The sequence below is a fragment of the Paenibacillus sp. sgz302164 genome (assembly GCF_056120505.1).
The window spans coordinates 133,147-159,018 of sequence record NZ_JBVYOL010000003.1; the positions used below are offsets into that span (position 1 = coordinate 133,147).

General features: G+C 51.0%; 23 protein-coding genes. 5 read left to right on the forward strand and 18 right to left on the reverse strand.

From position 1 onward, the window contains the following. Together AC0LWT_RS06195 and cymR are read right to left on the reverse strand one after the other, a co-directional pair. Entirely contained in the window at window positions 1-1,149 is a 1,149-nt protein-coding gene (locus tag AC0LWT_RS06195; RefSeq protein ID WP_474680359.1) for a cysteine desulfurase family protein, read from the reverse strand. A gap of 9 nt (window positions 1,150-1,158) precedes the next feature. Further along, a complete protein-coding gene (gene cymR, locus AC0LWT_RS06200) occupies window positions 1,159-1,578 on the reverse strand; it encodes a cysteine metabolism transcriptional regulator CymR (RefSeq protein ID WP_474680360.1) in 420 nt (139 codons plus the stop codon). A 298-nt stretch (window positions 1,579-1,876) separates the two neighbouring features. Between cymR and mnmA the strand changes: the two genes are divergently transcribed. After that, window positions 1,877-2,965, forward strand: coding sequence for a tRNA 2-thiouridine(34) synthase MnmA (mnmA, locus tag AC0LWT_RS06205; RefSeq protein ID WP_474680692.1), 1,089 nt, complete (start codon window positions 1,877-1,879; stop codon window positions 2,963-2,965). 447 nt (window positions 2,966-3,412) lie between these two features. On the opposite strand, the gene AC0LWT_RS06210 is transcribed toward mnmA, so the two are convergent. From AC0LWT_RS06210 to AC0LWT_RS06230, 5 genes are all read right to left on the reverse strand, one after another. Next, window positions 3,413-4,678 carry a replication-associated recombination protein A gene (locus AC0LWT_RS06210; RefSeq protein ID WP_474680361.1) on the reverse strand — a complete coding sequence of 422 codons (1,266 nt, stop codon included), beginning with the start codon at window positions 4,676-4,678 and terminating at the stop codon, window positions 3,413-3,415. 144 nt (window positions 4,679-4,822) lie between these two features. Further along, a complete protein-coding gene (locus tag AC0LWT_RS06215) occupies window positions 4,823-5,923 on the reverse strand; it encodes a GerAB/ArcD/ProY family transporter (RefSeq protein WP_474680362.1) in 1,101 nt (366 codons plus the stop codon). 48 nt (window positions 5,924-5,971) lie between these two features. Continuing rightward, window positions 5,972-6,193 carry a hypothetical protein gene (locus AC0LWT_RS06220; protein ID WP_474680363.1) on the reverse strand — a complete coding sequence of 74 codons (222 nt, stop codon included), beginning with the start codon at window positions 6,191-6,193 and terminating at the stop codon, window positions 5,972-5,974. Further along, on the reverse strand, window positions 6,190-7,395 hold the full coding sequence (locus AC0LWT_RS06225) for a Ger(x)C family spore germination protein (RefSeq protein ID WP_474680364.1): 1,206 nt from the start codon (window positions 7,393-7,395) through the stop codon (window positions 6,190-6,192). The genes AC0LWT_RS06220 and AC0LWT_RS06225 overlap by 4 nt, the downstream gene beginning before the upstream one ends. A 33-nt stretch (window positions 7,396-7,428) precedes the next feature. After that, window positions 7,429-9,015 (reverse strand): spore germination protein, encoded by a 1,587-nt coding sequence (locus AC0LWT_RS06230; RefSeq protein ID WP_474680365.1) that lies wholly within the window; start codon window positions 9,013-9,015, stop codon window positions 7,429-7,431. Window positions 9,016-9,301: 286 nt separating this feature from the next. Here AC0LWT_RS06230 and AC0LWT_RS06235 point away from each other — a divergent pair, with 286 nt between their 5' ends. Then, on the forward strand, window positions 9,302-9,775 hold the full coding sequence (locus tag AC0LWT_RS06235) for a tautomerase family protein (RefSeq protein ID WP_474680366.1): 474 nt from the start codon (window positions 9,302-9,304) through the stop codon (window positions 9,773-9,775). A 396-nt stretch (window positions 9,776-10,171) separates the two neighbouring features. On the opposite strand, the gene AC0LWT_RS06240 is transcribed toward AC0LWT_RS06235, so the two are convergent. The 4 genes from AC0LWT_RS06240 to AC0LWT_RS06255 all read right to left on the reverse strand — a co-directional run bounded on the left by AC0LWT_RS06240 (window position 10,172) and on the right by AC0LWT_RS06255 (window position 14,846). Then, window positions 10,172-10,921: a tRNA threonylcarbamoyladenosine dehydratase gene (locus AC0LWT_RS06240; RefSeq protein WP_474680367.1), complete on the reverse strand. Its 750-nt coding sequence runs from the start codon at window positions 10,919-10,921 to the stop codon at window positions 10,172-10,174. Window positions 10,922-11,058: 137 nt separating this feature from the next. Then, a complete protein-coding gene (gene aspS, locus AC0LWT_RS06245; protein WP_474680368.1) occupies window positions 11,059-12,840 on the reverse strand; it encodes an aspartate--tRNA ligase in 1,782 nt (593 codons plus the stop codon). Between the two features lie 31 nt (window positions 12,841-12,871). Then, window positions 12,872-14,131 (reverse strand): histidine--tRNA ligase, encoded by a 1,260-nt coding sequence (hisS, locus tag AC0LWT_RS06250; RefSeq protein WP_474680369.1) that lies wholly within the window; start codon window positions 14,129-14,131, stop codon window positions 12,872-12,874. A 409-nt stretch (window positions 14,132-14,540) separates the two neighbouring features. Then, window positions 14,541-14,846, reverse strand: a complete 306-nt coding sequence (locus AC0LWT_RS06255) for a winged helix-turn-helix transcriptional regulator (protein WP_474680370.1) — start codon at window positions 14,844-14,846, stop codon at window positions 14,541-14,543. Between the two features lie 121 nt (window positions 14,847-14,967). Here AC0LWT_RS06255 and AC0LWT_RS06260 point away from each other — a divergent pair, with 121 nt between their 5' ends. Then, window positions 14,968-15,360 carry a DoxX family protein gene (locus AC0LWT_RS06260; protein WP_474680371.1) on the forward strand — a complete coding sequence of 131 codons (393 nt, stop codon included), beginning with the start codon at window positions 14,968-14,970 and terminating at the stop codon, window positions 15,358-15,360. A 343-nt stretch (window positions 15,361-15,703) separates the two neighbouring features. Here the strand turns inward: AC0LWT_RS06260 and AC0LWT_RS06265 are convergent, their stop codons facing one another. Continuing rightward, complete coding sequence (locus AC0LWT_RS06265; protein ID WP_474680372.1) at window positions 15,704-15,988, reverse strand: hypothetical protein; 285 nt, start codon at window positions 15,986-15,988, stop codon at window positions 15,704-15,706. A 303-nt stretch (window positions 15,989-16,291) separates the two neighbouring features. Between AC0LWT_RS06265 and AC0LWT_RS06270 the strand changes: the two genes are divergently transcribed. Further along, window positions 16,292-16,636: a hypothetical protein gene (locus AC0LWT_RS06270; protein WP_474680373.1), complete on the forward strand. Its 345-nt coding sequence runs from the start codon at window positions 16,292-16,294 to the stop codon at window positions 16,634-16,636. Between the two features lie 81 nt (window positions 16,637-16,717). On the opposite strand, the gene AC0LWT_RS06275 is transcribed toward AC0LWT_RS06270, so the two are convergent. From AC0LWT_RS06275 to AC0LWT_RS06300, 6 genes are all read right to left on the reverse strand, one after another. Further along, window positions 16,718-18,625, reverse strand: coding sequence for an FAD-dependent oxidoreductase (locus AC0LWT_RS06275; protein WP_474680374.1), 1,908 nt, complete (start codon window positions 18,623-18,625; stop codon window positions 16,718-16,720). Window positions 18,626-18,704: 79 nt separating this feature from the next. After that, complete coding sequence (locus AC0LWT_RS06280; protein ID WP_474680375.1) at window positions 18,705-20,249, reverse strand: coproporphyrinogen III oxidase; 1,545 nt, start codon at window positions 20,247-20,249, stop codon at window positions 18,705-18,707. A gap of 185 nt (window positions 20,250-20,434) precedes the next feature. Continuing rightward, window positions 20,435-20,608, reverse strand: a complete 174-nt coding sequence (locus AC0LWT_RS06285) for a hypothetical protein (RefSeq protein WP_474680376.1) — start codon at window positions 20,606-20,608, stop codon at window positions 20,435-20,437. Between the two features lie 56 nt (window positions 20,609-20,664). Continuing rightward, window positions 20,665-21,108 (reverse strand): D-aminoacyl-tRNA deacylase, encoded by a 444-nt coding sequence (dtd, locus tag AC0LWT_RS06290; RefSeq protein WP_474680377.1) that lies wholly within the window; start codon window positions 21,106-21,108, stop codon window positions 20,665-20,667. A 15-nt stretch (window positions 21,109-21,123) separates the two neighbouring features. Next, window positions 21,124-23,310: a RelA/SpoT family protein gene (locus AC0LWT_RS06295; RefSeq protein ID WP_474680378.1), complete on the reverse strand. Its 2,187-nt coding sequence runs from the start codon at window positions 23,308-23,310 to the stop codon at window positions 21,124-21,126. Between the two features lie 163 nt (window positions 23,311-23,473). Next, window positions 23,474-24,088: a TetR/AcrR family transcriptional regulator gene (locus tag AC0LWT_RS06300; protein ID WP_474680379.1), complete on the reverse strand. Its 615-nt coding sequence runs from the start codon at window positions 24,086-24,088 to the stop codon at window positions 23,474-23,476. A 158-nt stretch (window positions 24,089-24,246) separates the two neighbouring features. On the opposite strand from AC0LWT_RS06300, the gene AC0LWT_RS06305 reads away from it, so the two are divergent. After that, on the forward strand, window positions 24,247-25,203 hold the full coding sequence (locus AC0LWT_RS06305) for a ketopantoate reductase family protein (protein WP_474680380.1): 957 nt from the start codon (window positions 24,247-24,249) through the stop codon (window positions 25,201-25,203). Window positions 25,204-25,872: the final 669 nt, after the last annotated feature.

The window sequence follows — 25,872 nt, forward strand, 5'->3', positions numbered from 1 at the left end:
CTATTTAGTACGCAAACGATCCACAATGGTTGCAATTTTGTGGGCGGCTATTTCGATTTGCTCTTTAGAATTCCCCATTCCAAAGCTAAACCGAACGGCGGAGGATACGATATTTTCTGGAAGATGCATCGCTTTTAAGACGTGGGAAATTTCGAGCGAACCCGAGGTGCATGCCGACCCGCTTGCGGCGGCAACCCCGTCCAAATCGAGGCTCATGAGCAAAGTTTCGGTGCTGATGCCGGGGAAACTGATGTTCAAAATATGAGGAATGCTCTGTTCCGGGTTACCGTTGATGACGAAACCGCCGCTGCCCAAGTGGCGCTCCAGATTGCTTACCATAATTTGACGGAGCTCAGCGGCAATTAGTTGACTTTTTTGAAGCTTAGGCAGGCAAATTTCTACCGCCTTGGCGAATCCGGCGATGCCGGCCATGTTTTCCGTGCCTGCGCGGCGTTTGCGCTCCTGGGCTCCGCCGAGCATGAAAGGAGCAAGCATCGTGTTCGGAGCCATATAAAGCGCTCCTACTCCTTTGGGGCCGTTGATTTTATGAGCGGAAAAGCTCATCAGGTCAACCGGCAGCGATTCCAGATGAATCGGTATTTTGCCCAGCGCCTGCACGGCATCGACGTGAAAAACGATTTGCCGCTCGCGCGCCAACTGTCCCGCCTGCTCAATTGGCTGGATGGTGCCGATTTCGTTGTTGACGTACATGATGCTGATCAAAGCCGTATCCGGGCGAATGGCCGCTTCAAGATCGGCCAGCTGAATAAGACCGGTCGGATCTACCGGAAGGTAGGTCACCTCGTAGCCGAGGCTCTCCAGGCGTTCGAACGGATGAAGAACGGCATGATGCTCAGTCTGCGTCGTAATCATATGCTTCTTGCCGTCCCGCTGTGCATTCAATACACCAAAAATGGCCATATTGCTGCTCTCAGTCCCGCTGCCTGTGAAAATAAGCTGCGCGGGCCGGCAGCCTAAGGCGTCCGCCATCGAGTCGCGAAACCGGTTCAGCGCCGTTCTCGGCGCCCTTCCGAAGCTGTGCATGCTCGACGGATTTCCGTAAAACTCCGTATAAAAAGGAAGCATCGCTTCCAATACGTCGGGATGCAGCGGCGTCGTAGCCGCGTGATCGAGATAAATAGGAATCATATCGCACCTTTAGATGTAAAACATATAGTTGTCGTTCTTGCCTTCATCGTGAAATGAAATCAGGTTGGAAAGCGTCGTGGAATCCAGTACTTCCGCGATGCTGTCGCGAATGCGGATCCACAGGTCGCGCTTGGCCGGGTCGTCTTCTTCCGTAAAATCAACCGGACTGATCGGACCTTCCAGAACGCGGATAACTTCGCCGGAAGTCACCTGCTCCGGAGATTTCGAGAGAATGTATCCACCGTAAGCTCCGCGGATGCTCTTGACCAAACCCGCGTTGCGCAGCGGTGCGACTAACTGCTCCAAGTAATGCTCGGAAAGCTGATGTTTTTCCGCAATGCTTTTGAGCGAGGTCGGGCCCTCGCCGAATCGATTGGCCAGCTCCATCATAATTGTCAAGCCGTAGCGGCCTTTTGTCGATATTTTCAAAAATAACACCTCATTTAACATTTATGCCATCAAAGTTGTCCCCATCTTGTCCAAAACAGGGCTATAACTCCTAAACAGCGTTTCCACTTTTGCCCAAAACATTCCTAAACACCTGCGTATCATATATATGTTACCATAATTCCTCCTATAATGGGTGAAAAACAATGGCATTCTCATGAAATATTTTAAAAATAAGCTTTGTAGATGTATAATGATGAGATAAACCTGCAAGGAAGCACAGCATCACAAGGTTTTTTCGCCATTTCAAGACTGGCAGCCAGAAAAGAGGTCATTAATGATGAGTAAAAAAGCACGGGTTATTCTCGGCATGTCCGGGGGCGTCGATTCATCGGTCGCCGCGCTTCTGCTTAAAGAGCAGGGCTATGAAGTCATCGGCATTTTCATGAAAAATTGGGACGATACCGATGAATTCGGACATTGCACGGCAGAGGAAGACGCTGAGGATGTCAGACGGGTATGCGATCAGCTCGGCATCCCTTTTTATACAGTGAATTTTGAGAAGCAGTACTACGATAAAGTTTTCGCTTACTTTTTGGACGAGTACCGCAAAGGCCGTACGCCGAACCCCGACGTCATGTGCAACAGGGAAATCAAATTCGGCGAGCTGCTGCAAAAGGTCGAGGATCTGGGCGGCGACTATCTCGCCACAGGGCATTATGCGCGCGTTGAAGAGCGTGACGGCGAATACGTGCTGCTCCGCGGCAACGATGCGAATAAGGATCAGACTTATTTCCTCAATGCGCTGGGCCAGCGGCAGCTGGCGAAAGCGATGTTTCCGATCGGCCACCTGCCGAAACCGAAAGTCCGGGAAATCGCCGAAACTGCAGGCCTGGCTACGGCAAAGAAAAAGGACAGCACCGGCATTTGCTTTATCGGCGAGAGAGATTTCAAGACGTTCCTCAGCCAGTACTTGCCGGCACAGCCCGGGGATATGCGCGATATCCGTACAGGCGAAATCAAAGGCAGGCATGACGGCTTGATGTACTACACGCTGGGCCAGCGGCAAGGCCTCGGCATCGGCGGCTCCGGGACGGGAGAGCCCTGGTTCGTCGTAGACAAAGACTTGCAGAACAATGTACTGCTCGTCGTGCAGGGTGAACAGTACGAAGGCCTCTACTCCACAGGGCTTACCGCCGCCGACGTCAATTGGATCAGTCCGGACAAGCCTTCCGGACCCGTCGCCTGCACGGCCAAATTCCGCTACCGCCAACCCGATCAGGGCGTGACGCTGACTATGGCGGAGGACGGCACCTGCGAAGTCGCATTTGACAAGCCGCAAAAAGCGGTCACGCCGGGACAATCCGTCGTATTCTACGACGGCGAAATCTGCCTCGGCGGAGGCATCATCGACAAGGTGTATAAATAAAAAAGCCGGTAAATCATACAGGGCTATCCCAAAAGTGTCCGTATAGTACGGGGACAGCCCTTTTATTGAGCAAAAAGGACCTCAAACTCCACTGCCAAGCGGAGAATGAGGTCCTTTCTTTAGGTGAAGTTTCAATGCGAGTCCACACGCCAGAGCCGGGTTGCACCATCTGCCGGGTTGCGCGAAGAAAACCTGCAAAAATACATCTTTTTCTCGCTGGATATGCTGGCCACGACATATTCCTGCAATTGTGCAGGCTTTTTGCCGTGAACATGGGCTCGGATTCATTTTCGCCGAAAATTCCTGTACTTTCGCAGGTTTTTCGCCAAAATGAACCATTCATACTAAAAAAGCCTGCACTTTCGCAGGCTTTCTACCCGTTTAATAGTGATGCGCCTCTCCAATGGACGTTTCTCAACAGCCCGGATTGTGCAGAAAAACTCTTTTTCACTTTCGATCGCGATTCTGATATTTGGCGAATATCTTACTTTCCGTCCCGGAATCCATAGGCTGGTAAAAGCGAATGCCTTCCAATTCTTTGGGAAGGTATTGGTTCGTATCCTTGCCCGGATTGTCAAAAGGGTACAAGTAGGTTGTAGTGCCGTGCTTAATATCCTTAGGCACTTCATACTGTCTCTGTCCCCGAACCGTCTCCAGAGCCGAGTTAATAGCTTTATAGACGCTGTTGGATTTTGGGCTTTCACAAAGATATACCACTGCTTGGGCGAGCGCCAACCGCCCCTCCGGCATCCCTACGAATTGCACCGCTTGTTGGGCGGCGATTGCCATCTGCAGACAATGCGGATTTGCCATCCCCACATCTTCGGAGCTATGTACTACAACTCTTCTCGCGATATAAATCGGGTCTACGCCGCTATCGAGCATCCGGGCTAACCAATACAGGGCGGCATCCGTCTGGGAGCCCCTCATAGATTTGATGAAAGCTGAAGTCAAATTATACATATCGCTAGTGTTAATGCCGTTTAAGCGAAATTGGAACGCTTCCTGAATGGCGCTCAAATCGATCTCAGTTGTATCATGAAGCGTGTATGCAGCAACTTCGAGCGCATTTAGCGCCGTACGTATATCACCATTGCATACATCCGCAATATAATGTAACGCTTCTTCGGTAATCGTTAACCGATTGTTTCCAAGCCCTCTCTCCGAATCGCTTAACGCCGAACGTATAACTCCCTTTACATCCTCCGGGGCTAGAGCGGTCAATTGATAAACCCGGCACCTGGATACGAGCGGCGGAATAATATCGTGTGTGATGCTCTCCGTTGTGCAGCCAATCAGTGTAATGACTCCATTCTCAACAAATGGCAGCAGTGTTTCTTGAATGTTCCTCTTCATGGCGTGGATTTCATCGATAAAAGCAATCGTCTTTTTTCCATAAAGCTTTCTTAAATCTTGAGCTTGTTCAAAAGTTTCACGCAATTGGGCGATACCAAGCGAGACCGCATTAAGTTTAATAAATTCGGCATTCGTTATTTTGCTGATGATGGTCGCCAAACTGGTTTTTCCGGAAGAAGGAGGACCTTGCAAAATCATAGACGGAACCTGGTCAGATTCTATCAAACGCCGCAGAGATTTCCCCTTCCCCACAATATGCTGCTGACCAATATATTCATCCAATGTCGTGGGACGCATACGCTCTGCAAGTGGGGTAGTTACCGATCGATTATTTTCCGCAAAATCAAACAAGTCCATGTTCTGCCACCTTCATCGCATTCATTAATTCGCACATTATCATCGCATAAAAAAAAGTTGGAATTAGGGTATAACTCATCTATCTTATCTGAAAAATCTGTCGAATTCAAATAGATTGTAATTCCGGCAATTTCAATTTTGCTGTTAGTTTGTATTAAAAGCTTTCCGTTTGCGTAAAGAGGCAACTAAAAGCAAAAGCAACGGAATAAACATATAAACCGATAAAATATGAAACGGAACCGCCAATTTCACCAAAGTGGCAAAAACCGAAAAATTGGGCAAATCCCAAATGCCGATCACCAGACTAAGAAGCGCGAGCGGAAAGACGACGGGCCGGTAATCCGACAGTCGAAAAAATTGTGCGAATGAGATCGATGCGCCATAGAGAAAAACGCCGACCTGCAGGAAATGGCCGACAACCCACATCGCCAGAACGATGGATTCCAGATTTTCCCAGAATGAACCGATGCTGATGTAGCGGAAAGCCATCAAAAGCGGATAAATTTTATTACCCAGATCCGGTCCAAGCAAAAATAAGCACATCAGGTTGGCATAAGTCAAAAACAATACGATGCCGCCTAATGAAATGAAGCCCCACTTCCTCCCTTTCTCCGGATCGGTCAGACAGGGCAGGAAGAAGGACATCATGAACAGTTCATTGCACCAGCCCATCATCGAAAAAGAGCCTTTGACGACTGGGACAATCCCATGGCTCAGGATGGGGAATATGTTCTTGATATCCAGATCAGGAATAAGAAGCAGCATAAAAAATACAGGCGCAATAAACATCGGCAAAAAAACGACGGTACTCCTCGCCAGCATTTCTACTCCCCCGCGTACAGCCAGAGCGCAAAGCAGGAGCATGGACGACATGATGATCAGAATAGGGGTTTTGAACAAAAAATTGCCCACTACGAAATCGGCATACTGACGGGTGATGCCCCCAGTAGCGTGCAGGTTGTAGGTGATGCAAATGATGCCAACGAGCTTCCCCGGTATTTTTCCAAGAATATGTTCGCTGTATTGGACGATCGTCTGCTTCGGATAAAGCTCATGCAGGCGAGTCGCCGTATACACGGCAATCAGGCCGATGAGAGCGGCCGGAAAGCTCGTAAACCAAAGATCGTTTTGAGCATATTGAGCGGTAACGGTCGGCAGCACGAGAAAACCGGAGGCCAACACAGTCGGAACCATCATAAGTCCCATTTGAAAAGCTGAAATTTTCCCTTTCTCCAACAAGAACATTCACCACGCTTCGAATTAATCCTCATTCCTTCGCTGCAGCATCCGAAACTACGGTTCAACCAGCCCCCTGAGAGGTTTGAAGATGAACTGAAGAAAAGTGGTAGGACCCCGTGTATGGGGCAGATCCAACATGGATAGGATCAAAATGACGAGCAGCAGGGAAACGAATACAGCGCGATCCCATTTCGGCAGTGCCTTCAATTTTGCCCATTCCAGCCGTACGATCAGCAATGCGGCAAGCGTAACTCCGCAGAAAAAGCCCCACATCATTTCTCCTTGACCTCCTCTTTGGGCATTCCCCCCGGAAAACTGATCGTCCCGGGCCTGAGTATACGAGTTTCGATTTCCGTGGTCACTTCTACTTCAGGGAAGCGACGCTCCCAACGATCTTTCACTTTTTCCCATTGTTCGGGGTATTTCCGGTGGAACACTTTCGCAAAATCAAGAATGTCCGCTTTCCAATGATGTTGGACTTCACGAAGAGCCAGCCGGATGCGTTCCGTCACATCATTCTCGAACGCCTTCTCCATCAAGGCCAGCAATTCGGGATTCATGGGATCCAGGTTGGTGCCGTTCTGAATAATGTCTCCTTCCGATTTTACTTTCACTGTTATCTTCCATGTTTCGCCTTGGATAGACGGAATCAACTTCACGCTTGCTTTCACGGGTTTCAACGATACTTGCCCTTCCGCGTCCTTCATTTTAAAGACAACCGTATATTCTTCAATTTCATTTCGGAGCCACATGACGCCGCGTGTCGTCTTTTCGGAAATTTCTCCGACCATCTTGTCTTCCTTGAAAATAGCGGCTCCTAAAAGATACGGAATGGTTTGAAAAGGCGCTGACGACTCAGTCTTTGGAAGGATGTATACCAATGGAAGCACAGCCGAACGGGCCTCTCCTTTTAACATGACGCCCAACTGCTGCATCGTCACTTGCATCCCGATATGCAAGCCTTCCAATTCCCGCAAAACTTCTGCCGAAGAGCGCTCGATTGGCGGAAACAACTCAAGCGCTTCTGCCGCCTTTCCTTTGCTGACAAACATATAAGCCCGCTCTCTCGTCTGAGGGAAACGAAGCAAGAAGTCGAGATGGTCCCGGATACCTGATTTGGCTACCGATTCGCCGAATATAAAAATTTGGCATTGCCCCCAGAACAGCTTCCGGGGAAACAGCCGCTGGAGCTTGGACAGAGCGTCCGCAGCATCGATGCCGATCTCCGTACGAACGGTAGTCCGTTTGGCCGCTCCGCCTCCGGAAATTCCGCCTCCCATCGCTCCTCCGCCCGCTTGGCTTTGAGGAATGATGACTTGCACAGTCACTCGAACCCGATGATTCTCCGCATGATCGAAAGCTAACGCCGTAATGATCGCCAAGTCATTGAGTTCCGTCCGATCCCAGCAGCCTTCAAGCAAGCCTGACAACAGAAGGAAGACAACTGCTTTTATGAACGGTTTCATCGAGCCATTCATCGTTTCCAATCTCCTTTGCCGGGACGTTCTCGATTAGTCTTCCCCTCCTTGTGCCGGTCCCGGTTTTAGACCGGAGGACTGCCGCCGTTGGTCATACGTCCCCGTAAGTCGCGGACGAGTCTCCATTTTCCACCACGGAGCCCTGACCAGAACGTCTTTCATTTCCGCCATTTTAGGAGTCGCTGCATCCGAGAGATACGGAACGCCGAACGAACGCAAGCTGCACATATGCAGAACGATCGCGATAATCCCCATCATAACGCCGACCAACCCCAGCGTTCCCGCAAGAATGATTAACGGAAATCGGAGCATCCGTACGGCAATCCCGGTAATATAGCGCGGGATCATGAAGGAGGCGATTCCGGTAATGGCCACCACGATGACCATCGGCGCGGACACAAGACCGGCTTGAACCGCCGCCTGACCGATGACGAGCGCACCGACGATGCTAACGGCGGCGCCAACCTGCTTGGGCAACCGCACGCCCGCTTCACGCAGCGCTTCAAAGGAGATTTCCATGATCAGCGCTTCGATCAGAGCCGGAAAAGGTACGGATTCCCGAGAGCTCGCCATGCTGATTAACAAGGAGCCGGGCACCATCTCTTGATGAAAAGTAAGAGTTGCCACATACAAAGATGGAAGAAGAAGTGAAATAGCGATAAAACTGTAACGAAGCCAACGAATAATTGTGGAGACCATAAAACGCTGGTAATAATCTTCCTGAGATTGAATCAATGAAAAAAAAGTGATGGGGGCAACCAATACGAAGGGCGTTCCCTCCGTCAAAATCGCCACTCTTCCTTCCAGCAAACAACCGCAGACCACGTCGGGCCGTTCCGTACCAAGTAATTGCGGGAAAGGAGAATAAGGGTGATCCTCAATCATCTCCTCGATATAACCGCTTTCCAGAATTCCGTCTATCTGAATGCGGTTAAGACGATTTTTGACTTCTTCCACCAGCGTCGGGTCCACGAGTTCTTCGACATAAGCGACAACGACTTTCGTTTGGGTATACGATCCGATTTTCATCGATTCCATTTTGAGGAGAGGGCTCTTGATAATGCGCCGTATTTGGGAAGTATTGGTCCGCAGCGTTTCGGTAAAGCCTTCTCGCGGTCCTCTGATCCCTACTTCGGCTGAAGGTTCTTCAATTCCGCGTTTTTCCCATTTGGCCAACCCCAAAGCAAAACCGATCACCTCGTTGTCGCACAACAGGATCGGGTAACCATTCGAAAGATACTCTACGCATTGTGCAAATGTGGTGAATCCATCCGCTTTCGATACGGATAATTTGCGCTCAATAAGCCGCTCGATACCGTCGTTATTATCGATTCCTTCCGTTATGAGGGGGGCTATGACATGCCGCTCGATCCCTTCAGGGTCGGACAAGCCTTCAATATACATGATGAGCGCTTTCGCCTTTCCTCCGATGAGAAAGGAACGGTAAATCACGTCCGAGCAATTGTCATAAAGTGCGCGAAGTGAGTCTTCATTTTGATCCAAATTCGAATTCAGATTTTGCGGCTGCGGCATTTCGGAACTATTTTGTTGGAAATGATTGCGATTCGGTTCTACTCTCAATCTTTTGAACAGGCTTCTGATCAAGCGGAGTGTCCTCATCGGGATGAAATCCTTTCGATAACATTCTTGTTAAATATATTGTCGAATTTTTCCTAATTTATACGAGGAACCCCCGAGTTCAAATTTAATGGTTTCGGGCAGCTCTGCGCACGCCTAAAATTCTATATATTTATTTAATATATATTATTATAATAATTATTATTGACAAAGGTTTGGAACAGGTTTAGAGTTTGGTTATGAGCAGTGGTCTCATATGGATTACCGGACTTCGTCGAAGCATTAGCGGTTTCCTACAACACTATACGCAAAAAGGAGAGTAACAAAAATGACTATGATTTCAGTGAATTATCCCGAAAATCGGATTACAAAAGAGCAGCGTCGTCTTTTAGCGGAATCTTTGACAGATGCCGTACTTATTCCGGAAGTAGGCCAATTTTGTCCGCCGGCACGCGAAGGTTTTCAAGTGCGCTTTACAGAGCGTCCTGCAGATTACATGGCTATTGGAGGAAAGCTGCTTTCGGACATGCCTGAGCGTGACGTTATTACCGTTAACGTATTAGTGATGGACGGTGATTGGCCTAATGAGGTCCGAAAACAGGTCCTTGAGAATATTATTGCCAGTTTGACTAAAGCTCTTGAAGTTCCGGAGCCATCTCCTGCATGGTGGGTATCCTTCCAAGTCATTGAAGAAGGAAGCTGGGGTTCGCGCGGCGGTGTGCTTTCCATTTTAGATTTGTTGGATTCGGGAGTTTTTACAGAGGAAAAAATAAAGGCAATCCGTCAAAACATTCAGAGATAGGCAGAACAGATGATAGCGGGTTCGACAAATTCCTCGTTGATATCCCATGCAAGCATGAGCAAATGTGGTATCGCGTCTCCTTTTTATGATACAATATGTATCAGAAAATAGAGATTGGAGTGGATAACTGTGCCTTATTATCACTACAAGGAGTTGTGGAGCCCGCTTGCCCTGTTCGGCATTCGATTTTTCCGGGATGAGGAAGGGGGACTGTGGATTAAAGTTCGCGACAATCGCCGCAGAAAGCTCAGATAACCTCGTGGTTACCAATAATATCCATAAACGCAAGCGCAAAATTTCCTCGATAACCTAAAATTGACCTTCGCTCAAAAAAAAGAGGACCAACACCGTTTCCATGTCAGTCCGCTTTCATGTTAACTTGATCCGCTCATCGGCTTACGCTTGAGCCCGTTCCAGCAGTTCTTTAACGGCAACGCTCACCATAATTAATCCGGCTACAGGCGGAACGAATGCATTGCTGGCCGGCGGCATTTGCGCTTTGCGTATTTCCGGCGCATTTTCGGGCACGATCTGCTGGGTGACATCTTCGCGCGGCTTGATCGGCTGCTCGGTTGAGAAGACGACTTTGACCCCTTTTTTGATGCCTTCCTTGCGCAGCTTATGACGAATCACCCGTGCGATCGGGTCCATAGTCGTTTTGGAAATATCGGCAACTTTGAACTGCGACGGATCCATTTTGTTCGCCGCGCCCATGCTGGACACGATCGGGATTTTCCGGTCGAGGCATTGCTTGATCAGATGTATTTTGTAGCTGATCGTATCGCTCGCGTCAAGCACATAGTCGAGCTTGTATTCAAACAGCTTCTCGTACGTTTCTTCGGTGTAAAACATCCGCAGCGCGATCGCATCGCACTCCGGATTGATCAATTTGATCCGGTCGCGCATCAAATCGGCCTTCGGCTGCCCGACGGTCGTGGTCAGGGCATGGATTTGGCGATTGATATTCGTAATATCGACTACGTCTTTATCGATGAGAATAATTCGGCCGACTCCGGTACGTGCCAGCGCTTCCGCTGCAATCGAGCCTACGCCGCCGATGCCGAGCACGGCCACCGTGCTGTTTTTCATCACTTCCAGGCCTTCCGGCCCGATCGCCAGCTCCGTGCGGGAAAATTGATGAAGCATGAGATACGGTCCCCCTTTGGTATGCATGAACCATAAAAAGCGCGGAAAACCGCGTTACAGCTTGGATTTGCACACTTGTCCAGCTGCTGTAACGCGGGCTTTCCGGCTTTTTTGCTATTTGATAGAAGCCCCTTCGCTTAAGCTTTAGCCGCAGGCTGCTTCAAAGACACGCGGATCGACAGCTGCTCAAGCTGCTGGTCGTCGACTGTCGCCGGCGCGTCCATCAGCAGATCCGTAGCGCTCGCCGTTTTCGGGAACGCGATCGTTTCCCTGAGGTTCGTGCGGCCTGCAATCAGCATGACCAGACGGTCGAAGCCGAAGGCGATACCGCCGTGAGGAGGCGTTCCGTATTCGAAAGCTTCCAGCAAATAGCCGAATTTGTCGTAGGCGTCTTCTTTCGAAAAGCCGAGCGCCGCGAACATTTTTTCCTGTACTTCACGCTTGTAAATACGCATCGAGCCGCCACCTACTTCGTAGCCGTTGAGCACGAGGTCGTACGCCTGCGCGCGGATTTGGCCGGGGTCCGTATCGAAGAAAGGCAGGTCCTCTTCTTTCGGACGCGTGAACGGATGGTGCTCCGCAACGTAGCGTTTTTGTTCCTCATCGTAGCTCAGCAGAGGGAAGTCGATAACCCATGCGAATTTGAAGACGGAATCGTCAATCAGACCGAGGTCGCGGCCAATTTTCAGACGCAGGTTTCCGAGAACGTCGGCAACCACTTTCTTTTTGTCGGCGGAGAAGAGCAGCAAGTCGCCTTCTTCCGCACCCAGACGCTCAGTCAGAGCGGCAATCTCGGCTTCGTTGAAAAATTTCACGATAGGCCCTTTGAACTCGCCGTCTTTTACCTGAATCCAGGCGAGGCCTTTGGCCCCGTACCTGGCCGCGAACGGCAGCAAATCGTCGATTTCCTTACGGCTCCATGTACCGCAGCCTTTGGCGTTCAGCGCTTTGACTTGACCGCCGCCTTTGATCACGTTGGCAAACACTTGAACCCCGGACTCGCCGACGATGTCGGAGACGTCCTGCAGTTCCAGCCCGAAGCGCAGGTCAGGCTTATCGGAGCCGTATTTGCCGATCGCGTCGGCATAGCTCAGACGCTGGAACGGACGGGCAATTTCAACGCCTGCGGTAGTTTTCATCAGCTCGGCGACGAGCTCTTCCATCATGTCGAGAAGCTGATCCCGCGTCAGGAACGAAGTCTCAATGTCGACTTGCGTGAATTCCGGCTGGCGGTCTGCGCGGAGATCTTCGTCGCGGAAGCAGCGCGCGATTTGGTAATAGCGCTCAAGGCCGCTCACCATCAGCAGCTGTTTATAAATTTGCGGAGACTGCGGCAGTGCAAAAAATTCGCCCGGATGCACGCGGCTCGGCACCAAATAATCGCGGGCGCCTTCCGGCGAGCTTTTCGTCAAAATCGGTGTTTCAACCTCGATAAAGCCATGATCGTCAAGGAAATTGCGGAATACTTTCGCCGCTTTGGAGCGCAGCATCAACGTTTTTTGCATTTCCGGACGGCGCAGGTCGAGATAGCGGTATTTCAGGCGAACGGCTTCGTCCACGTCAACGCCGTCTTCGATAAAGAACGGAGGCGTCTTCGCCGGGTTCATGATTTCGATTTCCGTAACCTGGATTTCGATTTCGCCGGTTGCGATGTTTTTGTTGACGGTTTCCGGGTCGCGTTCTACGACTTTTCCTTGCACGGCCAGCACGTATTCATTGCGCGCACGGTCGGCTACGGCAAGCGCATCGCCGGAGAAGTCCGGGTTGAAGACGATTTGCACGAGCCCGCTTCTGTCGCGCAGATCGATGAACAGTACGCCCCCCAGGTCGCGTCTTCTTTGCACCCATCCGTTTAATGTAACTATTTGTCCTACTTCAGCTTTCGTCAATTGTCCGCAGTGATGTGTTCTGAGCAACATGGTTGTGCAGCCTCCTAAAATAATTTGTCTGTTATGCAAACAGCGTTTTCGCCGCATTCGCGGTCAAATCCGCCAAGCTGACGGTCATTTGGTCTCCGGTCGCCATCTTTTTCAGCGTAATTTCTCCCCGGGCCAGCTCATCGTCGCCGAGAATCGCGACATACGCCGCGTGAAAACGGTCAGCCGATTTCATCTGCGCCTTGATCTTCCGGCCGAGATAATCTTTCTCCGCGGCAATTCCCTGCTGCCTCAACTGGTAAAGCAGCTTGGCCGCTTCCCGCTCCGCAGCTTCGCCAAGAGCGATCAAATAGACGTCAAGCGGTTCAGGCTTAGGCACCTCGACGCCCTGGCTGGCAAGAACGAGCAAAATCCGTTCCAGGCCGAGCCCAAGGCCTACGCCGGGCTGATCGCTGCCGCCGATTTGCTCCACGAGACCGTTGTAGCGGCCGCCGCCGCCGATCGTATCGATCGCTCCGATCCCCGCAGCCTTGTATTCAAAGGCCGTATGTGTATAGTAATCGAGTCCGCGGACGAGACGGGGATTAATGGTAAAAGGAATGTCCATGCCCTTTAGGTGATCCTGTACGGTCTGGAAGTGCGTCGTACACTCTTCATCAAGAAACTGCAAAATGTCCGGCGCCCCTTCCCCGTACTTTTGATCTATTTTGCAATCGAGAATACGCATCGGGTTGCGGTCGAAACGGGACTGGCAGTCTTTGCACAGCTTATCTTTGACCGGCGCGAAAAACTTTTGAAGCTCTGTCCGGTAAGCGGTTCGCACGGAAGGCGTACCGACCGAATTGATTTCCACGCTCACGTTCTTCAAGCCGATCTCCTTGTAAAACGTAAAGCCCAGCGCGATCACTTCCGCATCGATGCTTGGATCGACGGAGCCGAAAGCCTCGATGCCGAACTGGTGGAACTGCCGGTAGCGTCCTGCCTGCGGCTGCTCGTAGCGGAACATCGGGCCCACATAGTACAGCTTGCTTACGTCAGGCTCCCCGTACAGCTTGTTTTCCACATATGCCCGCACGACTCCGGCCGTGCCTTCGGGACGAAGCGAAATGCTGCGGTCTCCTTTGTCGAGAAACGTATACATTTCTTTTTCCACGATATCCGTCGTTTCGCCGACTCCCCGGGAAAACAGCTCCGTGTGCTCGAAGATCGGGGTGCGAATTTCTTTGTAGTTGAATCTTCGGCACAGCTCCCTGGCTTTGGTCTCCAAATACTGCCACTTCTCCACTTCGCCGGGCAGAAGATCCTGTGTGCCTTTCGGTTTTTGAATGCTCATCGGTTTCAACCTCCTAATTTCAGTTTCCAAGGCGACGCCAAACAAAAAATCTCCCGCCCCGACATTATCTGTCAGGGACGAGAGATTCGATTGCCAAATTCACCCGTGGTACCACCCACATTCAGGACTGCCCTGTCATCAAAAAAAGACGAATCACGGCTAAATCCTGCTCTTTGCGGTTAACGCCCGCTATACGCTCGGCAGCTACTTACACATCGGCTCGATGCGGTTCCCTGCCGGTCCTCGGGGAAGTCTTTCATCCGCTCATCAAAAGGAAGCTTGCAGCCTCGGCTTCCCTCTCTGAATATGTGGGGGCGAATTACTCTGTCCCTTCAACGGATCGTTGAAGTATCCAATTACGTTATTGCTAATTGTAAACATTGGCAGCGTTAAAGTCAAGTAAGCAAATTTAATGTTGGTCTGCCCATTTTTGCAGCTCGTCCATGACGGGCTTGAGCCCTTTTCCCTTTTCTGTCAATTCGTATTCAATACGCACCGGAGTTTCCGGATAAACGTGACGGATTATGATTCCTGCAGCTTCTAGCTCCTTAAATCGTTCCGAAAGCATACGATCGCTCATACTGGGGATGAGTTCGGAAATGTCCTTAAACCGCTTGGGGCCCGTAAGCAGCACGCGAATAATAAGTCCTGTCCAACGTTTGCCAATCAGTTCAAAAGCATTTTCGAATTTGGGACACAGTTGATAGTCTTCCATACGAATCATCTCCTTATAAACAATTTTAACATAGTTGCTTGACAAAAGTAAGTGTTCGTCATAATATACTAACATAAAGTAAGTTGTTAAACAAAAATAATTTATGAAGGAGTTGTTAGTTATGGCATTAGGACTACTTATTATTCGTTTGGTGATCGGACTAACCTTCGCGGCGCACGGCACGCAAAAATTGTTCGGCTGGTTCGGAGGCTACGGCCCCAAAGGAACCGGCGGTTTCTTCGATTCGATCGGCATTAAACCCGGCGTCACAATGGCCGTGCTGGCCGGTCTCGCCGAGCTGGCCGGAGGCCTGCTGTTCGCGGCCGGGCTTTGGACCGTCGCCGGCGCCGCGCTGATCGCGCTCACGATGCTTGTCGCTATCGTAAAAGTGCACGGCCAGAACGGCTACTGGTCCACATCCAACGGTTCGGAGTACAATGTTGCGTTAATTGCCATTGCAATTGGCGTCGCTCTGATCGGCGCAGGCGACTATTCGCTTGACGCTCTTATGTAAAAATAAGCGGCCGCGTATTTATGAAAGCCGCCCGGAGCTGCAGTTTGCGCCCGGGCGGCTTTTCTTGTTTGGCCGGCTGCGACCGGCACTGACCTTCTGCACGGCGCGCAGCTCCCAGCGCGCGGTGTTGCGCTGCATGGCGGCGGTCGATCGACCACTGACTGACTTGGTCTGGCTTGGTCTGGCACCGCCTGGCCTGCCTTAGCCTGACTTCACATGCTCGGTTTGGCATACCTTGGCTTGCCTGGCCTGAATCTACTTGACTTGGCACCGCCTGGCCTGACTTAGCCTGACTTCACATGGCATGGCTTGACTGCCTTGACCTGGCTTGGCTTGACCTGACTTAGCCTGATTTTGCCTGGCTTTCCATGGCTCGGCTTGGCTTAACTATACAGTGGCAGCGGGCAAAACCTGCAAAAGTGCAGGTTTTTTCGAAGGAAAGGGCCTGTTTTTGGGAAAAGCCTGCAATTGTGCAGGAATTACCCTCATCTCGGCCTCTTTCTACAGTTTTAGCAGCAAAAGCCTGCTGATTCGCAGGAATTTTCCGCGGCAAGCGATTTAAGGAGCAAAAAGATGCACTTTTGCAGGCTTTCTGAGTTTTTAGAGTGTTGGCTTTACTTTCGCCCAAGAAAATAGCCTGCAGCACAAAGCTGCAGGCCTTCAAGGAATTTATATTTTAAAGGGGGTCGAGTTTTATTATATCCGCCCATGATTAAGAGCGTATGAAAAACAAATTACATTTCGGTTACAAAGCTTTGCGTCGCGCTCCCGGTGCGCGGTGTTGCACTGCATGACTGCGGTCGGTCGACCAAATGCCTGTTTTTCAACAATTTTCATCTTCTGCGCATCGTATATTCAGTCTCTTTACACATATACATGGTATTGCAGGGGAAGGAAGAATCCCCTCGAAAAAAAGAGGAGGCTGATAGCGATGAAAGCACAAAACGAATTGCAAGAACGGCTGCAGGATTTATTGGTGCTCTTCTCCGAAGACGCGGACGAAGTCGGTGCAGTCGAAGAGGAAGCGGATGCTTCGGAAGCTGAAGACGACGCTGTAGAAGAAGCGGACGGCGCGGACGGCGGCGAATCTTCCGAAGAAGACGCTGCTTCCGATGATGAGGCAGTGGACGACGAAGCGGACGAAGATGCGGACGATGGGGAAGCGGATGCTGAAGAGGCGGATGAAGAAGCGGACGATGCTGATGAGGATAGCGGCGAGGAAGCTGCGGAAGAAGCGGATGATTCCCCAGAGGATGCCTCCGACTCCGAGGCGTAACTGTAAGCGCACTCAGCATTCCCATCCACAAACAGGTTAAGAGCCTTATTACCCGTTCTGCGCGGTAATAAGGCTCTTGACTTATAATGCTTTGCCTGTCAAGCCGACCTTCAGGTCCTTGATCAGCATATAGGTGTCTGCATTCGTAAGATTTTGTTGGTCGGATATGAGCTTAACCGACGCATCCGTCAACAGACCGGCGCGGATAAGCTCGGCTTGCGCTTCCGCCGGAGAAGTTTTTATGCCGAGTGCCTGCGTAATCGTATAGCTGGCCTGCTCTAATGTCAGCGGGATTTTGTCGGAATTGTCCAGCTTCGCGATCGCTCCCGACGGATCGCCTTTGAATGCGTCCGGCTTCATTTTTTTGGCACCGTTCACGACATTGACCATGCGCTTCGGATTCGCTTTGTCGTCCAGATGGAAGTTGTTGTCGTATGCGCCTGTCGCCAGCCCCAGCATGAGCGCCGTCTTCAATCCTTCATACTCTTTATGCTGCATAAACGGTTCCGGCTTCAGCTGGATAGGCTGAATATCTACTCCCTGGCTGCCCAAATCCGCCTGGAGTTTGGCAACCGCCTCTTTCGACGCGGAGAGCTGTCTGAACGTCATGTTATCCTGCCGGGCGATTTTTGCCGCGACGCCCGCCGCTTGGCCTTCGGCGATTCCGGTCGGAATGACGCGCGCACTGCCGTGCGGCAGCGTGTCGTAGCTTGCCGATCTCCCGACGACGAGGAGGCCGTCCACTTTTTGCGGAACGAGGCTGCGGAACGGAATGGCGTATTGCGTCGGATGGCAGACGACATTGCCTGAATCCGTCGGGGACACCCGCTGGATATCGACGGCGTAAGAGCCAAAGCCGATGCGGTCCCACTGATCGTTGTTCGAGCAAACGTCGACGATGCTCAACCGGTATTCGCCCTCCATATGGCGCGTTTCACGCACATACAGCTCCGGAGCCGTACCCGCCAGTTCCAGACCGGCAAACTCCGGGAACGTTTTTTTCATGTATTCCACGACATTCGGCAGTTCTTTTTTCCCGATTTCAAAAGCATCCTGAACCGACTTCGGATCGAACGGGTCCACCCCGAATATTTGCAAAGAGTTGACCAGCACGGTGTTGTCGTTCTCTCTGCCCATGTTCAGGCCGCGCATTTTGGCGCGTTCTTTATTGATCGGCGGATAGCTGCTCATCTCCCCGTAGCCCCAGACGCTTACATCGTCCACGCCCGTGTTCGAATTGTTGTCGCCGTTGAGCCGCTTCGCCATCTGGCTCCATACTTCAGGAGTCACATTAGCCAGGCGGAATACGAGCGTCACCGCCATTTTGGACTTCGGATCGCCCAGATCTTCCCGGCCGGTCGTGAACGGAACGCCCGCCGCAGCGGCAAAATCCCCATCCTGCGTCGCGTCGATAACCGATCCGGCCTTCACCGTCTGCTTGGTGCCGTCCTCCAGAACGATCGCCGCACCTTGTACCTGCGGATTTCCGGATGCGCCCTGAACGGTAACCGGCTCGATCTTTTGAGTTTTCAGCAAAATATCAATGTTCTTCTCATTGCGGACGATATCGTAAAAGGCGTTTGCCGCCGTATTGACGTCGAACGAGCTGCCTTCGACCTTGGCATACCATTCGGTGAAAAAGCCTTTGTTCAGAAATTCGTGTTTGCCGAGCGGATTCGTCTTGGGCGCGTAATTCAAATCCAGCGTATTCAGCCATCCCAAAGTCATGAGACCACCGAGTATTTCCCGGTTGCGCCCGTCAACGAGCAGCGTCGACAGGCCGTTGCGGGCCGCCGACACAGCCGCGGCGATTCCTTCCGGGTCTGTTCCGACTACGATGACATCGTATGAGTCCTTCGCTTTTTTGAGCGATTTCACCGGCTCCAGCGCCTGCTTGTGGCCTCTTGGCGCGCCGATCGCCAAGTGCTTGTACTGATAATACAGCGATGCGGCGGCAGCCAGCACGGCAAGCAGAATAAGGGCCGCCATCCAGAAAATCCATCCTTTGGACGGAGCATTGTTTGTTCGGGAACGGGTTGACATACGTAATTAGACACCAGCCTTAAGTTTACTGCGTTTCTTGCAGCCTCGCGCCCGAAGGCTTGTAAGCTTCATTCAGCAGCATTATTTTTTTCTCGATATATTCCTTATACGCCTGATTGTAGACACTCGGTTCTTTCGGATTCGGAAAACGTTCGATCCGCTGCGGCTCCTGCTCCGCGGCATCGCGGGGAAATAAAATTTTGCTGACCGCGCCGCAGCCCAGTCCGATAATCGTCTGGCGCTCCTCCATCATGAGGATGTTGTACAAGCTTTCGCGACCTTCAAATGAGTAGCCCACATTTTCCAAATTGCCCAAAATATTTTTCTGCCTGTACAAGTAGTAAGGGACATATTCGTGCTGCTGCGTCCACTCTATAGCCCGATTCATCATGTCTTCGACCTCATCGCGCCCCGCTACTTCGTATTGATCGCGGTTTTTCGTCATCCGCGAAGCGCGCTTAAAAGACAGCGTATGCACCGTCAGCGACTCGGGCAAAAGCTTTTCCGTCTCGCGCAAGGAATGCTCAAGCTCATTCATGCCTTCGTTCGGAAGCCCGATAATTAGATCCATGTTGATGTTGTCGAGCCCCATGTCCCGCGCCAGCTTGAACTTCTCCACGGTTTCCTCGACCGTATGATGCCGGCCGATTGCGTCCAGCGTCTCCTGCGTAAAGCTTTGCGGATTGATGCTGATGCGGTCGACGTTCCATTTTTTCATGACTTCGATTTTTTCCGGGGTAATCGTATCGGGCCTGCCCGCTTCCACGGTCAGCTCCCGCACCGCGTTCATATCCGGGAACGAATCGTGCATCGTCACGAACAAGGCGTCCATCTCTTCGGCCGTAATGCTTGTCGGAGTACCGCCTCCCCAATAGATCGTCGTGATGCGCAAGTCCGCGTCCTTCATCCACTGTCCCATGATGCGAAGCTCCTCGTGCAAGCCGTGCAAAAACGAGTTGACCGATCCGTTATTGCCGCGGATATCGTAAGCCGGGAACGTGCAGTAGGCGCATTTCGTCGGGCAAAACGGAATCCCGATATAGACGCTGACCTCGCGGTCCAGGTGGAACAAATCGGGGATGACCTTGAGCTGGCGCTCCGCGATCTCCACAAGCAGCCGCGCCTTCTCCTCGCTGACCAAATACTGCTCCAGCAAAATTTGCAGACAGGCGGCGCGGTCGTGCTTTTGCAGCAAATTGTGCATCAGCTTGGTCGGGCGCACGCCCGTCAGAATTCCCCACGGCTGCGTAAGCCCCGTCATACGCTGCAGCGCCTGCAAAAGCGCCGTGCACACAGCCCGGCGAACAGCAGCTTTGCTTGCCGCCGCGTCTGCAGCATCCGCCGAGCGCTCGTTGCGCGCCGTCCATTCCTCGGCAGCGGCGGCATCGCGGACCCGAACGGAAGCGCAAGCTTTGCCGGGTTCAGCCGTTTCCAGCTCGATATCGATCTGGAGCTCGGCATCGCCGGCCTGCAAATAGCTGATCTCCACTTCCTCAAAAAACAGCCGGTTAATATGTAAAATTTCCGTCGTCAGCTCGTGAAAACCGGAACGGGTCACTTGAATTTTCAAACAAAACCCTCCATTGTTTGTATCGCTTTTGCAGATCCTGCCGGTAACGCCACTTGTTAGTTTACCATATTTTCATAGCCGTGAGAAATTTGGCGAAAATCTGACGGGTCAAAGGAGCGATGCCGCCCGGCACGAATAAAGCCCCGGCGCTGCCTGAGATGACGGCAGTGACCGGGGCTTTCGGATCATCGGTATGATTTTTTCGGAACGCTTTTCAGCTTTTCCTGTTCGGAGGTGAACTCCTGGCTCATTTCTACATCGCCCAAAGCGGGCGCCTGGCTGAGTCTTTCTGCAAAAGTCCCGTGCAGCAGTTGCTGCTGCGCCGCCGTCATCGCTTTATGCTTGATCGATTGCCGCATCCTGGTGCCCCTAACTGACTGGTTTGTACACTTAGTGTTGCCAGCCGGCGGGCAATCTAACCCTTGCTGTCGATAATGAGCGTAACGGGTCCCCAGTTGGTAAAGCTTACGTCCATCATTTCGCCGAAAGCGCCGGTCTCGACCCGCAGACCCTGCGCTCTGAGCAGCTCGTTGAACTTCTCGTAGAGCGGCTCCGCGGTCTCCGGCCTGGCCGCCGCCATAAAATTCGGGCGCTTGCCTTTGCGGCAGTCCCCGTACAACGTAAACTGGGAAACCGACAAAATTTGCCCTCCCGTATCCGTGACGGACAAATTCATCTTGCCTGTCTCATCTTCGAAGATGCGAAGCCCCGCGACTTTATCGGCCAAATATTTCGCATCCTGTTCCGTATCCTCATGCGTAACGCCGATAAGCAGCATCAAGCCTTGTTCGATTTGTCCGATTGTCTTTCCGTTAACCGCAACAGCGGCCTGCTTGCATCGCTGCACCACTACCCGCATGATCTGCCGACTCTCCTAAGTTTGCATAATTCGTTGGACGGAATAAACGTCCTTGACGCGCTTGATTTTTTCCACGACCGACTGCAGATGGTCGATATTTTTGATCAAAATGGTCATGTGGATCGTCGCCATTTTGTTTTTGTCCGAACGGCCCGATACCGCGGATATCATCGTTTTGCTTTCCGAGACGGCCTGCAGCACTTCGTTGAGGAAACCGCGGCGGTCATGTCCGGTAATCTCGATTTCCACATTAAAATTGGATTCGACGGCCTCGGCCCATTCCACCTCAATGACGCGTTCCTCTTCGCCCATGCTGTTAGGAATGTTCAAGCAATCCTGACGGTGAACGGACACCCCGCGGCCGCGCGTAATATAGCCGATAATGGAATCGCCGGGCACCGGATTGCAGCAGCGCGCGAACCGTACAAGCAGGTTGTCTACGCCTTTGACGCGTACGCCGTTGGTCGGACGCCCTTTGCGCTCGTTTTGCGGCTGCGCCTTCACTTCTTTGACCTCGCCGGTCAGCTGCAGCGACTGCGCTTCCTCGGCTTCCTTGCGCAGCTTCTCCGTCAGCTTCGTGCAAATCTGCGCCGCTGTAATGCCGCCGAAGCCGACTGCCGAAAGCATATCTTCAATGTCGTTAAAATTGTATTTTTTCGCGGCTTCCAGCAGCTTGTCGTCGCTCATGAGCGTCGGAGGATCGATAGCCAAGCGCTTCAGCTCGCGCTCGATCATCTCCTTGCCTTTTTCCACGTTCTCCTCGCGCTTCTCTTTTTTGAACCACTGCTTGATCTTGCTGCGGGCGTGCGAGGATTGAGCGATTTTTATCCAGTCCTGGCTGGGGCCGTACGAATGTTTGGAAGTTAAAATTTCGACAATATCGCCGGTTTTCAGCTTATGGTCCAGCGGTACGATCCGCCCGTTCACCTTGGCCCCGATCGTCCGGTTGCCGACTTCCGTATGGATGCGGTAGGCAAAATCGAGCGGCACCGATCCCGCCGGCAATTCGATGACTTCGCCTTTCGGCGTAAAGACAAAAACAAGGTCGGAGAAGAAATCCATTTTCATGGATTCCATAAATTCCGAAGCGTCGCTCGTCTCCTGCTGCAGCTCAAGAATTTCTCTGAACCAGTTCATCTTGTCTTCGAACGTGCCCGACGGCACCACAGAGCCGCCTTCTTTATATGCCCAGTGCGCGGCGATCCCGAATTCGGACGTTTTGTGCATTTCCCATGTGCGGATCTGCACTTCCAGCGGCTCGCCTTTCGGCCCGATCACCGTCGTATGCAAAGACTGGTACATATTGGGCTTGGGCATCGCGATATAGTCCTTGAAACGGCCCGGCATCGGCTTCCACAACGTATGGATGATGCCGAGCGAGGCGTAGCAATCCTTGATATTATCGACAATGACCCGCAGCGCCATCAGATCGTAAATCTCATTGAACTGCTTGCCGCGGGAGCTCATCTTTTTGTAAATGCTGTACAAATGCTTGGGGCGCCCGGAAATGTCCCCCTGAATGCCCATTTCTTCGAGCTTTTCCTTAATGCTCTGAATAACGTTCTCGATGTACTGCTCCCGCTCCGCGCGCTTCTTCTGCATCAGGTTCACGATCCGGTAATACTGCTGCGGGTTCAAATAACGGAGAGCAATGTCCTCCATCTCCCATTTGATCGTCGAAATCCCGAGCCGGTGCGCAATGGGGCAAAAAATTTCCAGCGTTTCCTCCGCAATGCGCCGCTGACTTTCTTCCGACTGGTACTTGAGTGTGCGCATGTTGTGAAGACGGTCGGCAAGCTTGATCAAAATGACGCGGATGTCCTGCGCCATGGCAACGAACATTTTGCGATAATTTTCGTTCTGCTGCTCTTCCTTCGACTTGAATTTGATTCTCTCCAGTTTGGTCAATCCGTCAACCAGCATTGCGCATGTTTTTCCGAATTTATCGAGAACGGCCTCCAAAGAAACCGTCGTATCTTCTACGACATCATGAAGCAGCGCTGCAATGATGGAGGTCACGTCCATCTGCATGTTGACCAAAATTTCAGCAACAGCCAAAGGATGCAGAATGTAGGGTTCCCCCGATTTGCGCACTTGGCCGTGATGGGCTTCATCGGCAAACTCGTAGGCCTCCCGAATCCGCTGCAAATCATTCTCCTTCAGATAGGTGGCGGCCTTCTCCAGCAGCAGCTCTATACCCATTCATCTACCCATTCCCTTTAGTCGATTTTTATTCATTATGCCTTCAAGGCAGGCTCCGCGTCAACTGCCCGCCGGCTTACTTTCGACAAAACACGGTCTTTTCTCGCAAACCTTTCACATTTCGAATAAGCAAGACAGGGAGTATTTAGAAGTTTTACTAGTATCAGCCCGATATACCTAATTTATCAAAGGATAAAGCTTCCGAAGGTGCGGTTTCGCGTTGAGATCGGGGTATCATCTGATTAAGCTCAAGCAGCCGCCATAACTTTTCCGTAATCTCTGCTGCAGAACAGGGCATTGTGTGCATAAACCACCATTCAATCACTCCGGCAACCGCCGAGCTCAAAAATTGCACTAAAATGTCCTTGCTCAGGTCATCCAGATTCAAATGGTTTTTAATTTGTTCCCGTATTCCCTTTTTTATTAATTCTTGCAAATGGTTTGTAAAGGAAGGAACGCCTCTGTTCGTTAAAAAAGTTCTGTAAAAAAGAGCATTCTTCTCCATTTGTTCAAATGTGCGGAGCAATGAATCCTTCGAGAGATAAGTCTCTGTTTCGTCCACCGGCAAGCAGCTTTCGATTAGTTGTCCCAGTTGAGTCTCCAAGCATTTATCCAATAGATCGTATTTATCCGAATAATGCGAATAAACGGTGCCCCGGTTTACATCGGCACGCTCGGCGATTTCGTTAATCGTTATTTTTTCAAAATCTTTTTCCGCCATCAGATGAATGAACGCCTTCATAATGGCTGCTTGGTTTTTTTTTACTCTTCTGTCCATCGAGATACCCCTTTAATTGAACAATGGATTGTAATCTGTTGAAAAACCAACATTACCGATAAGATTAACGATTGAAGCATGTTTGGAAAGCTGATAGTCTGATTATATTGAACAAATGGTTAAAAAACAACAATCGTAAAAAAAGGAGTGCGTATACCTTGAGAATATTAGTTTACGGCGCGGGAGTTCTAGGCAGTTATCTTGCTCATGCCTTGGTACGTGGGAGTAGCAATGAAGTAACGGTGCTTGCCAGAGGGAAGCGAGCTGAGCAGTTGAAAAAAGACGGGCTCGTCATTCGCCATTATTTTCAGCGAAAAACTACTGTCGATGAAGTAAAAGTAATCCAAACACTTCAACCGGATGATAGTTACGATCTCATTTTTGTCGTTATGAAATACAATGATTTCCCGTCAGTACTGCCGATTTTGGCAAAAAACCAGAGCCGTAATATTGTCCTTGTCGGCAATAATACCGATGCCCGCGAGATGCAAATTTTTCTGCAGGAAAATAGCCTCGTTAACAAACATGTAGTCTTCGGGTTTCAACTTAGCGGAGGAGTCAGAGAAAAGAGCGGTCGCATTATCTGCATACGCGGCGGTGGACATATGGTACTTGGCAGTCTATACGGCGGTATTCCATTTCAACATTTGCTGGAAAATGCTTTCAAGCATGTTAAGTATACATTAACTTATCATGAAGATATGGACGCTTGGCTTAAAAGTCATATCGTTCCTATTGTGCCTTTAAACTCCATTGGCTATCTTTACGACGGTGATTTGAAGCGGGCAGCCAAGGACAAAAAGCTATTAAAGCAAGCTATATCAGCGGTGGACGAAGGGTTTCAGGTGTTGGAAAAATTGGGTTATACGATCACTCCTGCAAGCCAAGTTAAATGGATTCGTAAGCATAAACACGGTGTATATTATGGTTTAAAACTGCTGCATAATTTACCGTTTATGAAATTTGTGGTTGGATCTTTCGGCGAAATTGCGGCTTTGTTTGATTCGTTCAATAAGTTGAAGCTGCAATCAAACATTGTAACTCCCCATTGGGACGAAATTGAAAAACAAGCGGTTTCCAAGTTTAATTTAAATGCGCGGCAGTCCGAGGCTTGATGTTCGTTTCACATCAGCCCCGTTGTAACCGGGAATTCCTGCACAAATCGGAGCCTTTCCGCCAAACGAACCGTTTCCCTCGAAAAAGACTGCACAAGCCGGAGCATTGAAAAGCTCACCTGCTTAAGCTGACGGATCTACTTGCAGCAACAGGCTGCGGCCGAAAAACCTGCAAAAATACATCTTTTGCCTGCGGATACGCTTGCAGCGAAAAATTCCTGCAAATCTGCAGGCTTTTTTGCTGCTGCGGTAGGTACAAGTCCATTTTGCTTGAAATTCCTGCATAATTGCAGGCTTTTCCGCCAAACGAGACATTTCCTTGGAAAAAGCCTGTACTTTTTCAGGTTTTTTGGTTAATCGGGGACAGCAGAGGGGCTACCGAGGAGCTGGCGATTACTGCCAAGGATTTCCAAGGACTTTCGAGGGCTGCAGAGGACTGCCAAAGTCTGCCGCCGCCAAAGACTGCCAAGGACTTCCGGAGACTTCCAAGGACCGCCGAGGGCTGCCAAGTCGATCAACAAACCGCCTCCACATTTTCCAAGTCCTGGAACAGAGGCTAAATCTTCGCCGCGCACGGTTCCCGGCGCGCAGTGGGTATTGCATGACGGTCAACCACATGCCCCCTGTTTGGAGCTTGTTCCGGCCTTTGCCCGGTCAACAATTTTAAAG

Bases quoted from the DNA above. Each gene is read 5' to 3' on its own strand.
- AC0LWT_RS06195 (WP_474680359.1), bottom strand. From the start codon at position 1,149: ATGATTCCTATTTATCTCGATCACGCGGCTACGACGCCGCTGCATCCC.
- mnmA (WP_474680692.1), top strand. From the start codon at position 1,877: ATGAGTAAAAAAGCACGGGTTATTCTCGGCATGTCCGGGGGCGTCGAT.
- AC0LWT_RS06210 (WP_474680361.1), bottom strand. From the start codon at position 4,678: ATGGACTTGTTTGATTTTGCGGAAAATAATCGATCGGTAACTACCCCA.
- AC0LWT_RS06215 (WP_474680362.1), bottom strand. From the start codon at position 5,923: ATGTTCTTGTTGGAGAAAGGGAAAATTTCAGCTTTTCAAATGGGACTT.
- AC0LWT_RS06220 (WP_474680363.1), bottom strand. From the start codon at position 6,193: ATGATGTGGGGCTTTTTCTGCGGAGTTACGCTTGCCGCATTGCTGATC.
- AC0LWT_RS06225 (WP_474680364.1), bottom strand. From the start codon at position 7,395: ATGAATGGCTCGATGAAACCGTTCATAAAAGCAGTTGTCTTCCTTCTG.
- AC0LWT_RS06230 (WP_474680365.1), bottom strand. From the start codon at position 9,015: ATGAGGACACTCCGCTTGATCAGAAGCCTGTTCAAAAGATTGAGAGTA.
- AC0LWT_RS06235 (WP_474680366.1), top strand. From the start codon at position 9,302: ATGACTATGATTTCAGTGAATTATCCCGAAAATCGGATTACAAAAGAG.
- AC0LWT_RS06240 (WP_474680367.1), bottom strand. From the start codon at position 10,921: ATGCTTCATCAATTTTCCCGCACGGAGCTGGCGATCGGGCCGGAAGGC.
- aspS (WP_474680368.1), bottom strand. From the start codon at position 12,840: ATGTTGCTCAGAACACATCACTGCGGACAATTGACGAAAGCTGAAGTA.
- hisS (WP_474680369.1), bottom strand. From the start codon at position 14,131: ATGAGCATTCAAAAACCGAAAGGCACACAGGATCTTCTGCCCGGCGAA.
- AC0LWT_RS06255 (WP_474680370.1), bottom strand. From the start codon at position 14,846: ATGGAAGACTATCAACTGTGTCCCAAATTCGAAAATGCTTTTGAACTG.
- AC0LWT_RS06260 (WP_474680371.1), top strand. From the start codon at position 14,968: ATGGCATTAGGACTACTTATTATTCGTTTGGTGATCGGACTAACCTTC.
- AC0LWT_RS06270 (WP_474680373.1), top strand. From the start codon at position 16,292: ATGAAAGCACAAAACGAATTGCAAGAACGGCTGCAGGATTTATTGGTG.
- AC0LWT_RS06275 (WP_474680374.1), bottom strand. From the start codon at position 18,625: ATGGCGGCCCTTATTCTGCTTGCCGTGCTGGCTGCCGCCGCATCGCTG.
- AC0LWT_RS06285 (WP_474680376.1), bottom strand. From the start codon at position 20,608: ATGCGGCAATCGATCAAGCATAAAGCGATGACGGCGGCGCAGCAGCAA.
- dtd (WP_474680377.1), bottom strand. From the start codon at position 21,108: ATGCGGGTAGTGGTGCAGCGATGCAAGCAGGCCGCTGTTGCGGTTAAC.
- AC0LWT_RS06295 (WP_474680378.1), bottom strand. From the start codon at position 23,310: ATGGGTATAGAGCTGCTGCTGGAGAAGGCCGCCACCTATCTGAAGGAG.
- AC0LWT_RS06300 (WP_474680379.1), bottom strand. From the start codon at position 24,088: ATGGACAGAAGAGTAAAAAAAAACCAAGCAGCCATTATGAAGGCGTTC.